This is a genomic window from uncultured Pelagimonas sp., assembly GCF_947498515.1.
Lineage (GTDB): Bacteria > Pseudomonadota > Alphaproteobacteria > Rhodobacterales > Rhodobacteraceae > Pelagimonas.
The window spans coordinates 630,068-643,338 of record NZ_CANMKO010000001.1; the positions used below are offsets into that span (position 1 = coordinate 630,068).

The 13,271-nt window shown below is 57.6% G+C and carries 14 protein-coding genes; 2 read left to right on the forward strand and 12 right to left on the reverse strand.

Annotation, left to right across the window (positions count from 1 at the left end; translation table 11 throughout):
* Positions 1-5 precede the first annotated feature (5 nt).
* Complete coding sequence (locus tag Q1A43_RS03175) at positions 6-674, forward strand: response regulator transcription factor (RefSeq protein ID WP_299932424.1); 669 nt, start codon at positions 6-8, stop codon at positions 672-674.
* Entirely contained in the window at positions 674-2,041 is a 1,368-nt protein-coding gene (locus Q1A43_RS03180; protein ID WP_299932426.1) for a sensor histidine kinase, read from the forward strand. The genes Q1A43_RS03175 and Q1A43_RS03180 overlap by 1 nt, the downstream gene beginning before the upstream one ends.
* Positions 2,042-2,533: 492 nt before the next feature.
* Here the strand turns inward: Q1A43_RS03180 and Q1A43_RS03185 are convergent, their stop codons facing one another.
* From Q1A43_RS03185 to Q1A43_RS03240, 12 genes are all read right to left on the reverse strand, one after another.
* Positions 2,534-3,229, reverse strand: coding sequence for an RraA family protein (locus Q1A43_RS03185; RefSeq protein WP_299932429.1), 696 nt, complete (start codon positions 3,227-3,229; stop codon positions 2,534-2,536).
* Complete coding sequence (locus Q1A43_RS03190) at positions 3,226-3,879, reverse strand: alpha/beta hydrolase (protein WP_299932555.1); 654 nt, start codon at positions 3,877-3,879, stop codon at positions 3,226-3,228. Before Q1A43_RS03190 ends, Q1A43_RS03185 begins: the two co-directional genes overlap by 4 nt.
* Before the next feature lie 29 nt (positions 3,880-3,908).
* Complete coding sequence (locus tag Q1A43_RS03195) at positions 3,909-5,024, reverse strand: cobalamin-independent methionine synthase II family protein (protein ID WP_299932432.1); 1,116 nt, start codon at positions 5,022-5,024, stop codon at positions 3,909-3,911.
* 73 nt (positions 5,025-5,097) lie between these two features.
* Complete coding sequence (locus Q1A43_RS03200) at positions 5,098-6,057, reverse strand: cupin (RefSeq protein WP_299932435.1); 960 nt, start codon at positions 6,055-6,057, stop codon at positions 5,098-5,100.
* A 156-nt stretch (positions 6,058-6,213) separates the two neighbouring features.
* On the reverse strand, positions 6,214-7,203 hold the full coding sequence (locus Q1A43_RS03205; RefSeq protein ID WP_299928621.1) for an ester cyclase: 990 nt from the start codon (positions 7,201-7,203) through the stop codon (positions 6,214-6,216).
* A complete protein-coding gene (locus tag Q1A43_RS03210; protein WP_299928618.1) occupies positions 7,200-8,228 on the reverse strand; it encodes a LacI family DNA-binding transcriptional regulator in 1,029 nt (342 codons plus the stop codon). Before Q1A43_RS03210 ends, Q1A43_RS03205 begins: the two co-directional genes overlap by 4 nt.
* A complete protein-coding gene (locus Q1A43_RS03215) occupies positions 8,221-8,478 on the reverse strand; it encodes a hypothetical protein (protein WP_299932438.1) in 258 nt (85 codons plus the stop codon). Before Q1A43_RS03215 ends, Q1A43_RS03210 begins: the two co-directional genes overlap by 8 nt.
* A complete protein-coding gene (locus Q1A43_RS03220) occupies positions 8,475-9,239 on the reverse strand; it encodes an SDR family oxidoreductase (RefSeq protein ID WP_299932441.1) in 765 nt (254 codons plus the stop codon). Before Q1A43_RS03220 ends, Q1A43_RS03215 begins: the two co-directional genes overlap by 4 nt.
* Entirely contained in the window at positions 9,236-10,282 is a 1,047-nt protein-coding gene (locus Q1A43_RS03225) for an ester cyclase (protein ID WP_299932443.1), read from the reverse strand. Before Q1A43_RS03225 ends, Q1A43_RS03220 begins: the two co-directional genes overlap by 4 nt.
* A 100-nt stretch (positions 10,283-10,382) precedes the next feature.
* Positions 10,383-11,711, reverse strand: coding sequence for a histidinol dehydrogenase (gene hisD / locus Q1A43_RS03230; RefSeq protein ID WP_299932444.1), 1,329 nt, complete (start codon positions 11,709-11,711; stop codon positions 10,383-10,385).
* A 10-nt stretch (positions 11,712-11,721) separates the two neighbouring features.
* Complete coding sequence (locus Q1A43_RS03235; protein ID WP_299932446.1) at positions 11,722-12,264, reverse strand: ester cyclase; 543 nt, start codon at positions 12,262-12,264, stop codon at positions 11,722-11,724.
* Between the two features lie 124 nt (positions 12,265-12,388).
* Positions 12,389-13,270: a carbohydrate ABC transporter permease gene (locus tag Q1A43_RS03240; protein WP_299928600.1), complete on the reverse strand. Its 882-nt coding sequence runs from the start codon at positions 13,268-13,270 to the stop codon at positions 12,389-12,391.
* Position 13,271: the final 1 nt, after the last annotated feature.

The following is a 13,271-nucleotide window of genomic DNA, read 5'->3' on the forward strand; positions in this document are numbered from 1 at the left end:
CGAATATGCGCATTGCGGTCATCGAAGACAATGAGACGTTGGCAAACGCCATCGCCTATCGCCTGCGCGACCGTGGGCATGCGGCGGACGTGCTGCATGACGGCGACGAGGCCGACGCGTTTCTGGCCCGAGATGGTGCCGATCTTGTGGTGCTGGATATCAACCTACCAGGGCGCAGTGGGCTTGAGGTTTTGCGCGGTATTCGGGCTCGGGGCGATGGCTCGCCGGTGATTTTGTTGACCGCCCGCAGCGATACCAGCGACCGTGTTGCCGGGTTGGATATGGGGGCTGACGACTATCTGGTGAAGCCGTTCGAGATGGACGAGTTGGAAGCGCGTATTCGTGCGCTGTCCCGGCGCAAGGATTTGGACTATGGTGCCCGCGAAAGTTTTGGAGCGTTAGAGTTTGACCGCGCCACGCGGCAGGTCATGGCGCGAGGCACCGCTCTGGACATTCCACGCCGTGAATTGGCGGTGCTTGAATGCCTATTGGAACGGCGCGGCCGCATTGTTCCCAAATCGCAGCTGACAGACCACGTTTACGGAACCGGCGCCGATGTTGACGATACGGCGGTGGAACCACATGTGTCCCGCTTGCGCCGCCGTTTGGCCGATCATGGTGTGTCGATCAAAACCGCACGCGGACTTGGATATATGCTTGAGGTTAAAGGATAATGCGAAGAGCCGCTTCCTTGCGTCTTCGGTTGTTTGTGCTGATTTTGGTACCGCTGGTCCTAATGGCGATGTTGCTAGGGTATTGGCGTTTTAGCGTCGCCGAACGCACCGCTGAGGAGTTGTTTGACCGCACCCTTCTGGCCGCTGCTTTGGCGGTTTCACGCGACGTGGCGGTGTCGGGCGGCGACGCGTTGCAGCCCTTGACACGCGACTTGATCCGCGATGCCTCAGGCGGTGAAGTGTTCTATCACGCCACAGGTCCGGGCGGGATTTATGTCACCGGATATGCTTATCCGCCAACAGAAGCTGGCGACCAAGTTGACGACCCCTACACACCGGTCTTGTTTCAGGCCACTTATCGTGACGAACAGGTTCTTGTGCTTCGGGTGACGGAACGGATGTCGATCGACAACCTGACCGGCGACGCCACCGTCACAGTCTGGCAAAGACTGGCGGATCGGCGCGCGTTTTCCAACCAGTTGGCGGTGCGCGCAGCGGCGATCATGGGCGTGCTGTTGCTGACCCTCGCCTTGGTCGTCTGGTTCGGAGTTGCGCGTGGCCTGCGTCCGCTATTGTCTTTGCAAGACGCCATCGCAGCGCGCTCCCCCGATGACTTGAGCCAAATCAAGCGCGCCGTTCCGGTAGAGGCGCAAGGGATTGTTCGCACCCTCAATCGGCTGTTTGGCCAAGTCGAAACCAGCATCACCGCACATCAATCCTTTATCTCAAACGCAGCACATCAGTTGCGAAATCCGGCGGCCGCGGTTCAGTCGATGGCCGAGGCGGTCAAAGACGCGCCCAGTGAGGAGGATCGCAACCAAAGGATTGCAAAACTTGTTGTGGCGGCGCGAAACTCGGCTCGGGTGGCGGATCAGCTGCTGTCGCTTGATCGGTTGCAACAACCGGTTCGCACTGCGTCGTTTGAAGTCTTTGACCTCTGTCGTCTGGTCCAAGAAACCTGTGCAGACATGGGGCCGATTGTGTTGTTGCAGGGGATCGATTTCGAGATGAACACACCCGAAGGGGTTATCGAGGTGCACGGTGACCGGGTGTTTGTCGGCGAAGCGATCAAGAACCTGATCGACAACGCGCTAAAACATGGTGGGCCCAAAATGAGCACGATCAAAGTGCAATTGTCGCATGCGACCGGTTGTGCCCAAGTCACTGTTTTGGATGATGGAAAAGGTATTCCAGAGGGCCAGCATGAGGCCGCTTTCCGTCGTTTTTCGCAGGTTGGCCCCTCCGAAGGGAGCGGGCTTGGCCTAGCAATTGCATGGTCCGTCGCGGAACGTCACAATGGTTCGCTCAGTATTGACCCGGTTGAAGCGGGGGCCAGCCTGACCCTGTGTTTGCCATCTGTGGTTTGATCTCTCAAACCTATTGCACAGGTTTGGCCCGATTGAGCTGAGACCCTAGGTTGTCGATTTTAGGGGGCGAATTGACTGAATAACGCCTTCAGATCTAGCACCTTCTAGACAGGGTTTCGGTGTATGGATTTTCTGGACCAAATTTACATTGTTCGAGTGAAACTTGAGCAAGCACAACCATCCCACATAGACGGCATTCATTTGAAAAGCCCCTTCGTGATTGGGGGCCAATCTGCAGATTCAAGTCATTTTGTAGCCGGGGCGTGATGAAAGGGCCGAAATTGGACGCGCGGGTGGCGTTGGATGATGAGTTCTCCGTACAATGCCATGCTCCTCAGAGCATCTTTTCCGCTCAAATGACCGGCTCCTCGGGGCGGGGCTTTACCAAGACCCTGCCGGGGAGGGCATGCGGTGCAAATGACGAATGACTTCGCCCCGCGACCGCCCAAAACCTGTTCAGAACAGTGCTTGCACCATACCCTGCGCGGCGTTTTAGGTGCGGGATGCCTCGAACGCAGCCCATGCTTTCTCAAAGCTCTCGAAATCGAAGCCGCCTGATCGTGCGGGTTCAAGTATCAGTTTTTCTGTGTCGAGCAGTTTGCGTATGGCGGTTTCAAGGTTTGGGATGACACCAGTGGGAATGACAAGGGCGCCGTGGCGATCTGCATGGATGAGGTCCCCATCCTTGACGGTCATCCCAAACACAGAAACCGGGGTGCCGACTTCGCGGACATGAACGAAACCATGGCTCGGGCCGATTGATCCGGCCACGACCGGAAACTCTTTGGGTAAATCCCCCAGATCGCGCATCACCCCGTTGGTCAACGCGCCACTAACGCCAAAACCCTTGTGAACGGTGGTGTTTATTTCGCCCCAATAGGCACCAATACAATCGGGAAAATCCATATCTTCAACAACCGTTACCGCTGGCCGAGGTCCCGAGGCCATGTGCCGATAATACTCCATCCGACGGGCTTTGATCACGTCCGGTGCTTCGGTCGGGGGATTGAGCGCAGCAATCTTTGCAGTGCGAGCATAGCCGACCATTGCGCCGCCGTCGGGGTCGGAACATAGCATGGTGCCGCGGGTGAATGCATTAAACCCGCGTTTGCCTTGGGCCACTTCGATGGCATTGCAAACGGTGGGCGTGTCGACCTGTTTCAACAGGTTCAGCAAAGTGGGGGTCATGTGCTCTCCAACCAGCGGCGCAGCGCTTTTGTTGTTTGTGTCGGTTGTTCCAGAGTTGGCAAATGGCCAGCCCCGTCGATGATCTCCAATGTGCTTTGTGGCATGAGATCGTGCATAAGTTCATGTCGGCCAATTGGGCAAAGCGTGTCGTCACGCCCACAGAGGACAAGGGCAGGGCCTTTGAAATGTCGCAGAGTTTCGGTTTGATCGGGGCGGTCTCGTAACGCTATGGATTGGTTTAGGAAAACTTGATCTCCGGCATTTAGGGCCATGTCCATACACAAATCTAAAATGCCTTGCTTTTGCGGGCCATCCGAAAGGTAGTTGGGCTTCATTTCATCGCGCATGACCGCGACGAGCCGACCTTCGCGGACCGCTTGCATTTGCGGGGCACGCCGCGCTTGGATGTCGGGTTTTTCCGCTAGGGGGTTGGTGTCCAAAAGAGCGATCCGTTCTACGCGGTCGGGGGCTTGGCGCAACATTTCCATGGCGATGATCCCGCCCATCGACAACCCGACCAAAGCCAATTGGCCCGGGGTCTGCAGCAGGCGGCTTGCCATGTCCTCCACCTTGTCTTCGTCACTGCCAAAGGAATGCGACAGCCCGCCTAATTCGGCGATTTGCGGCCCGAACAGGCGGGCGTCGCACATCATGCCCGGCAGATATATCAGTTGAGAGGTCACGCCAGTTTCGCACCCGTGGACAAGGCAGAGAGCTTGGCATAGGCGATTTCAGGGTCGACTGCGCCAAAGCCTGCAAAGGTGCCAAAGCCGCAATCGCTCCCGGCGATCACCCGGTCTTGGCCAACGATATCGGTGAACCGTTCGACCCTTTGGCGGACCACTTCGGGATGTTCAACAAAGTTGGTGGTCGTGTCGACAACCCCGGGCACAAGCACTTTGTCGTCGGGAATTTCGGCGCGGCGATCGCGAAACACCGTCCATTCATGGGCGTGGCGCGGGTTTGAGGTTTCGAACAACACATAGCGCGATTTGGTGGCCATCAGCGTCGAAAACACCTTGTCCATACCGATGTCGCAGCAATGCGGCCCCTCATAATTGCCCCAACAGATGTGAACGCGGACCTTGTCGGCTGGAACGTCGGACAAGGCGTGGTTTAACGCCTCGACGTGCATATTGGCGATGTTGACGAACTCTTTGTCCGAGAGGTCGCTAAACAGCATGTGACGCGACAAGGCGAGGTCAGGGCAATCTAGTTGCAAATCCAAACCCGAAGCCACGATGGTTTCGTACTCGGCCTTCATCGCGTCGGCCAACGCGGCAAGATAGGCTTCGCGTGTTTTGTAGAAATCGTTCTGCAAAAACAAAGAGATGACACCCGGCGAGGCGGCATTCATAAAACCGCGCTCAGCGCCATGATCGGCCATGGCAGCCTTGAGATTGGCGATATCTTTCTCTAGCTCACCTTGCCCTTTTGAGCGCACCTCGCCGGTACACATCGGGCGGGCATATTGCGGGGTGCCACCGTCATCCGCTAGCCGTTGCAAAAAGCCGGGGAACATCTTGAGGTCGGCCGGAGCATTACGCGGGCTGTCGCCAGAAAACCCGGTATAGCGATCTTTGACATAGGTGGCGTAAGAGATTTTGGAGGTTTCGCCGTCGCTGACGATATCCACGCCGGCGTCTACTTGCTTGCGCACCGTTTCAGACACGGCCGATGTCATGCAGGCATCAAATGCAGCCTGATCAAAGGGCTGTTCGTTTTCGCGGGCAAAGATGAAATCCACCACGTCCTGCGTCCGGGGAAGGCTACCTACATGCGTTGTTTTTACCACGACCGTTCTCCTCCTGTTTTAGTGTTGCCTGCCCGAAACATCGGTTGTTGCGGGCAGGTCGATTGTCTTGGGATTATCGAGTCCAAGTTGTTCCGGCTGGGTCGTCTGTGGCGGTGATCCGATAAAGGCTGGCTTCACCGGTCATCGACGGTTCCGCACCGTAGGTTTCGCCCGGCATCACAAGCGCTGTGTCACCGTTGGACAACACCACCTCGACATCGTTGATGCAAATGCGCCAATGGCCACGCATGGGCATCAGAACAACCGGTTTCTCGGCCTTGATCGGCGTGGTCACCGCCGAACCGCGGGTCAGGAAATCGACCTCAAAGCCGGGCTTGTCTTTGATCAGACCGTTTTCGCCAATCACCACGGCGGGTTTGTTAGCCCCCAATGCCATCAAGTCCCAATAACGCGCCACATATGTGCCGATGACGGCATCAACCGGTACCTCGGGATAGGCCTTCAGTTCCTCTTCACTGAGCAAGGGCATCGGGCCGACATTGTGGGGAAGCTCTTGACCCTTTTTGCTGTCGTAAAGCACGCCGTTTTCACCGAGCATTAGCCCATGCGCCTGCGCGTCTTGGATCACATGCGGGGCCCAGGTGACTCCGCCGCCCGCATCATCACCACCCAATACAGCCATGATCATCCCGTAATCGGTGCCGATGTTTTCAAAGCCGCGAAAGATGCCGGTGGGAATGTTAAAGATATCACCCTCTTCGGCGGTAAATTCGCCCGCTGTGCCGTGCAGGCCCCAGAAGAACCGCCAGCGCCCTTTGGCAACAAAAAACACCTCGGCTGTGGTGTGGCTATGGAGGCTGTTGCGGCATTTCGGCGGCTGGCCCGCCGCACCAATATTAAAGCCGATCTTGTCGGAGATATGCACGTGCTGATCGGGGGATTCTGACACGCCACCGCCGATGATGGTGAAGTTCTCTTTCAGATCGCTGCCCGGCGTATGGGCGTCAATAAAGGCGGTTTTGCAGGGTTTCAACTCGCCATAGCGGACGATGCGTTGCTCGATGGTGCTCATAGTGAATGTCCTCTTTTGTTTCGGTAGGGTGGGTTTTCAACCCACCATCCCCGGAGGGCGATTGTTCAGCCGTCGGGCCCGCAAAGAGGCGCGATGCGCATGGTAGCGCCGCGTCCCTTCGCGCCAATCCAGCCGATATGTGCCGCAAAAGACCACTTACATGTCACCAGATGCCAAAAGGATTTGTTTCCAGATCGCGACCTCATCAAACAGGGTCCAGTCGCGGCGCAGCTTGATCTCGCCGCCGATCAGCTCGCCCCATTCAGCCTGTGAAATCCCCAGGACGTACACCTCGGCCCCAGTGGGCGCGCCAAATGTTCCATAGCCTTCGTGTTTGCCGTGCAGGCTCCACCGCACCGCCGAACGTGGCGGCATGTTCGGATCGTCGCGGCCAATCTGGTGATGGATGGTGAATTTGGCCGACGGGAACGAGGCACGCAGCCCCATCCAGAACCGTTCCACCGGCTCCCAGCTATGGCCTTGAGCACCACCGGGGTATTCCGACAAAACCGCGCGGTCATATTCGGATTTGATCGCCGTCATATCGGCATTCATGATCCGGGTCAGCAGGTCAGCGTGACGCTGGCCCCAGGCATTGTCATTGCCGCACCCCGTGTAAGGCCCTTCGGGGTCATTGCCCGGGGTCAAAGGTTTCACACAGGCCTCGGCCCCACCTTCGCGCGCAATCAAGTCGCGGGCAAAGTCGCGCGGGTCCCAGCCCATCTGCCGGACCACGGCGCCATTGTCACGAATGAGCCATTCATCGTCGATGGCGTTATCCTTGGCATGACAATCGGCTAGAATGCGATAAATCAGCTTGGACCCGGTCGCCTTGCCAAAGACGCCATCGCCCAGATGGGTCGCAGTGGATAGGATACGGTGGCTCGACAGCATGCCGGTTTCAGGGGTGCCGGACCATATCACGTCTTCGCCCAATAATGTGCGATCCGGGAACTCCGACAGGGTCGCCATGGTTGCGGCAATCACCCCTTCGTTGCCAGATGAAACCGAGCCGGGCATACGGACAACGACCTCGGGGGCATAATAGTTATGCAAGGTCGCAAAGCCGCGCTCTTCCCAAATTTCATGGGTGATCCCAATGATGTAATCGGGAAAATCGCGGAATTTCGGGTCAAACCCCTTCATTCATTCCATCCTTCAGCTTTGCGGGTCGAACCGCGTATGATCAGTGGCCCGTCGATCTCAACTTGACGCGGTCCGTCGCTCTTGCCTTCAATTTCGGCCAGCAAAATGTCCACCGTTTCCGCCACCATGCGATTGGCGGGCTGGCGCACGGTTGTCATGTCATAGGCAGGCCAGCTGGCGATGGGGACATCATCATAGGCGATCACCGCCACATCGCCGGGGACGCTCAACCCGAGTTCAAACCGCAGCACATCCATCACGGCAAAGCCCATATGGTCATTGGCGACAAACACGGCATCAGGCCGTTGATCGGCGGGTTTGTCGAACATGTCGCGCGCGGCTTGCGCGGCCTTGTCGGCGTGAAAATCCCCGCCTGCACGAGCAAACAAATCCTGCCCAGCCTCGTGAAGTCGGGCCACAAAGCCTGCTTCACGATCTGCTTGTGTTGATGCCCCATCCCAACCGGCAATATGTCCGATCCGCTGATGTCCGCAAGCGAGCAAGTACTCCGCAACCTTGCGCCCACCGGCGCGGTTGTTCGATGTCACATAGCTTAGCTCAGTGCCGGGTTGAGAACGGTTGAACAGCACCATAGGAATCCCCGCCGCGCGGCAGCGTTCAGACAATTGCGACGACAGAGCAACCGATGCGGCAATAATTCCATCCACTTGATAATCAAGAATTTCCTCGACCACATCGTCAATTTTGTCCGATGTGTTCGCCGCCATGAAGATCAAGACGTGATAGCCCCGTTCCTGCAAGGCATTGGATAGTTTTTCCAAGGCTTCTGGGTAAAAGTGGTTTTCCAGATAGGCCACCACCAGCCCGATGATCCGGCTTTTGCCGGATACCATGGCGCGCGCCAACACATTGGGCCGATAGCCCAACTCGGCGGCCGCCTTGCGCACCTTGTCCACCGTCGCTTTTGAGGCCGAGGCACCGGGTGTGAAAACCCGGCTGACGGCGGATTGGCTGACGCCGGCGCGTGCGGCAACTTCTGCAGAGGTGACAGGGCGTTCAACCATGTTGAGCCCTCAGGTGGTTCACCGCACCAGTTGAGCCCTTCAAGCCCAACTCACCAAAACCGGTCCTTCCTGGGAAGGGGGTAACCGACCACTTCCCGTCTTTGAAATGAGCCCCAATCTCCTTGATTGCATTTATTGGCCCCAGTTCTTCAATCTTTCGCACTCGTACAAAGCGAATATCATCGTCTAGTGCCGCCAGTGCCTTCGCGAGCATGTCTTCTTGATATGCTATTGAAACAAAAGAACTCATTCTGCGGTCCACCCGCCGTCGATCATCAAAGCCGTGCCGGTGATTAGGGCCGATGCCTCGGACGCGAGGAACACAACGCCGCCCATGATGTCTTCGACTTCGCCGACCCGACCAAGCTTGATTTTGTCCTCAACCCAAGCGCGGCGTTCGGGGCGCTCAAAGGTTTGTTTGGTCAGCGGGGTCACGACAAAGGTCGGGCAGATCGTGTTCACGCGGATGCCTTGTTTGCCCCATTCGATCGCCATGGATTTCGTGAACCCTTCAACGGCGTGTTTCGTGGCGCAATAAACCGCGCGGTCAATGCCGCCCACCTTTGCCATCTGGCTGGAAATGTTGATCAGCGATCCGGGTTTACCCGCCTCAATCAACCCCTTCGCCACGGCTTGGGTCAGAAAGTAGGCCCCCTTGATGTTAAGGTCCGCCACTGCGTCAAAATCCGCCTCTTCGGTGTCAACGGAGGGTGTGTGCCGGGCCAATCCGGCGGAGTTCAGCAAGATATCAAAAGGTCCGTTCGCGGCGACGGCCTCGCGCGTGGCCGCGACGTCGGAAACATCCAGCGTCATGGCTTCGGCGCTCAGCCCCTGTTCGGCCAATTGCCCCACCAAATCCGCCAACTTGTCAGCGGATCGCGCCGCCACGGCTACGTGGGCCCCGGCCTCAGCCAAAGCGACGGCACAGGCCAAACCAATGCCCGAACTGGCCCCAGCCACCAGCGCGCATTTGCCATCAAGGCGGAAAGAAGGGGTTTGGGGCAAGATCATAGAGTGTCTCCGGGCATAGCAATTGGGCCGAATTGGCGCGCTTTGTTGAATTCGCGCATCCGAGCCAGAACATCGACACCCAATTGCGCATAAATGTCCAGCAGATCGACAAGAACCCAGTTTTCTCGGATCAGCCCCTTTTCTAACCGCCAGAAATCTAAGGATCGCAGGGTGATTTCCTGCCCGGACGGGGCGATGCCCAGCCAACCGCCTTGGCTGATCGTCTGTTTCATGTTTGGCCAGCCGGTGACGGCGGCGTAATCGCCGTCGCCAAAGAAATGAAAGGTCAAGTCCGTGTCATGAGCGCCTCGATCCGGCATGGCATTGAGGAATGGAATCTGGTGCCAATTGCGAAATCCCGACACAGCACGACAGGTGCCGATGCCGGCGGGGCCGTACCAGTTAAAGCGCGGATGCCAGAAGCGTTCCATCTCCATAACTTCAGGGCCACCTTGGGCGGGGTGTCGGACCAAATGCGCCAACATGTCAACGATATGATCACATGAGACCTTCGCGCGCTCCGCATTCCACGGCCCCGGCACAAATCCGTCTTGGCTGGCTGGGCCGGGCACAAAAAGCTCGCGGCCAAGCGATGGGGCCATTGGCCAAGCGCCTGCCTGCATCATCAGTTCGGGAATGTCCCAGATCGCCTGCATTTCCACGACTTTCCCGTCTTCAAAGCGGAAAAACTCATGAAATCGCATATGGGCGATGTGCCCGGTTGGGGCAATGTCCAGAAACGGCGCGACAAACGTTCCGACATAATGCCCGCCGCATCCGACCCAATTTTGCCCGTGGTCATCTTGACCGGCCATGACAATCCAGTCGCGCCGCTCAAGATCAGGCATTGCGGCGGCAAGAGGCGCGTAAGCCGTGTCCACTAGACCGACCGCCGACATTTCCCCGAATGGATGCGCCAAACGCACGACCGCGAGATCGGCAAAAATCTCCTGCATTTCGCTCCGAACTGCGCTCAGCTCAAAGTCCCGCATCGCGGTTCGTAGCGGGGCCATCAAAGCCTTGTGTTCAGAGTGAAGATCCATGTTCTTTCTTGGTCAAAGTATCCCGGGGGTCGTTTATTGTTATGCCATTGGTCTAGGCGTGATGGGTGACGAGAGGCGGGCCCCTCGCACCCGGCTTTTGTCATTCAGCGGCGTCGCGATAGGGCGCGCCTTCGCCGTAGGGGACATTCACCCCACCATAGCGTCGCACCCGCAGGTTGCATTGTTCTGCATGGCCAACAAACCCTTCGAGCATACATAGGCGTGAGCCGTATTCGCCGATCATCGTGGCCGCCTCATCCGAGGTGACTTTTTGATAGCTATGGGTTTTCAGAAACTTGCCAACCCAAAGGCCACCTGTATAGCGTCCCGCCTTTTTGGTAGGCAGCGTGTGGTTGGTGCCGATCACCTTGTCACCATTGGCCACATTGGTGCGTGGCCCAAGGAACAGCGCGCCGTAACACGTCATGTGTTCAAGAAACCAATCATCACGGTCCGTCATGACCTGGACATGCTCGGAGGCGATATCATCGGCCACGGTCAGCATTTCGTCATAGCTGTCGCAGACGATGATCTCTCCGTAGTCTTCCCAGCTCACCTTGGCAGTTCCCGCTGTGGGCAAGATTTTCAGGATGCGGTCGATCTCGGACAGGGTGTCCTCGGCCAGCTTGCGCGAGTTGGTCACGAGAACAGCGGGGGAATTATAGCCATGTTCGGCCTGACCCAGCAGGTCGGTGGCGCACATTTCTGCATCCACCGTGTCATCGGCGATCACCATGGTTTCGGTCGGACCAGCAAAGAGGTCGATGCCAACACGTCCGAACAATTGCCGCTTGGCTTCGGCAACAAAGGCGTTGCCCGGGCCGACCAGCAAATGCACCGGGTCTATGGTCTCGGTTCCGATCGCCATCGCGCCCACGGCCTGGATGCCGCCCAGAACATATATTTCATGCGCGCCGCCAAGATGCATGGCGGCGATCACCGCTGGGTTCGGCTCTCCGTTGAAGGGCGGGGTACATGCGACGATGCGCGGTACACCGGCGACTTTGGCGGTTGCGACGGACATATGGGCCGAGGCGACCATGGGGAACTTGCCGCCGGGAACGTAGCAGCCAACCGATTGCACCGGGATGTTCTTGTGGCCAAGGATCACGCCGGGCATGGTCTCGATCTCGATGTCCAGCATGCTGTCGCGCTGGGCTTGGGCGAAATTCACAACCTGTTCTTGGGCGAACTTAATATCTGCCATTTCACGGTCCGACACTTTGGCCATGATCGTCGCGATCTCTGCTTCGCTCAGCCGATAGGTCGGGCGGTCATAATTGTCGAACTTGACCGCCAGCTCATGTACAGCTGCATCGCCGCGGGTTTCAATATCTTTGAGCGTTGCCGCCACCACGGCCGCTGTCTTGGCGTCGTCTTCTGCGCGGTCCGCCTCGGGTTTGCCCCGTTTCAGGTGTTCGATTGTCATTGCCTTGTCCTCACTTATCGGGCTCGGTGTCTGGCCGGGGGGCGGTGCGCTCGCCTCGGTCATAGGCTTCCCAGCCTTCACCATTGAAAATATCGACGCCCAATTGCGCCGCAACATGGGCGAAATCCACATTCACCCAGTTGTCGACGATCTTGCCATCAACGACTTTCCAGAAGTCCATGTAGCGGATCTCGATGCGCTTGCCGGTTGGTGCAATCCCGAGAAACGTACCGCTATGAGTGGCCTCTTGGCGGCCAAAGGCGGCGGCCCATTCGCCCATATAAAGACGCGCTTCGTCGATGCAGGTCTTGTCCGAAAACGCAGCCTGAAAGGGGCGTTGCCAGTTGTCTTGAAACTCCTGAAGGCCGGTCTTGGTGCCACAGCCTTGGTTCCCCATCCAGCGAAAGCCTTCGCTGAAAAACTCGCCAATATCGTTGATGCGATGGTCGTTGAGACCATCCACCATGGTTTCGATCACCCGGCGGGTATCTTCGGTTTTGCTCATGTCCGTGTCGCGGGTCAGCACGGCCTGTTCAGGGCGGGAGCCTTTCATTGGGCGTCTCCTTTTGGAATGTCGGGATAGATCAGCGGGGCAGGGGTGCCCTTGCTGACAAAATCCCGAGGCATCCTGTTCAGAGCCGGATGGCGCGACATGGCGCTGGAGCGGGCGGTCGAACTCATCCCTTTACCGCGCCTGCGGTCAGGCCCGAAACGATCTGGCGCTGGAAGAACATCACAAGGATGAACAGCGGCGCAGTGGCGGAGACAACGGCGGCAACGGCGAACATGACATTGCCCTCGGTATAGGTTGTGCCAAGGAAAGCGGCGATGGCAGGCACCATGGTGCGGTTGCTTTCCGATAGGAGCATCGCAGTCACCGCAAAGTCGTTGTAGGCCAGCAAGAAGCTAAACAGGCCAGTGGTGATCACACCCGGCCACATGACCGGTACGATGACATGGCGGAAGGCTTGAAACTGTGTGCAGCCGTCAACTTTGGCGCTCTCGTCCAACTCTTTCGGGATGTTTTGGAAAAACGAATGCAACATCCAGAGCGTAAAGGGTTGGTTGATCGCCACCAATACAATGATTGTAGTCGGCAGGATGCCCCAGACATTCCATTCAAAGAAGGGCAAGAGATAGCCCGCAACAAGCGTGATCGGCGGCATGGCACGAAAGATCAGCGCGGTGATCAGCAGCCAGAACGTATAGCGATAGCCAGAGCGCGACAGGGCATAGCCACCCAATGTGCCGATGGTCAGCGATGTGCAGACCACAAAGAAACACACGATGAAGGTGTTGATAACATTGCGCCAAAACTCTTCCTGGACCCAAGCCCCTTCATAGGCGGCTCCGGTAAAAGCGCTGCCATAGGTGGCTTTGGTCCGTTCGCCAGTCAGGGCATTGGTCCAATCGGCGATGGAGAAGAAATCCAGCTCGACCTTGAACGATCCCCAGAGCGTCCAGAAGAAGGGGAAGGCAGCGAGGATGAACCAGACCAGTACAAAACCGTTGGTTAGGATACGGAGCCCGGTGGGCATGCGTTGTGCTTTGGATGCCATG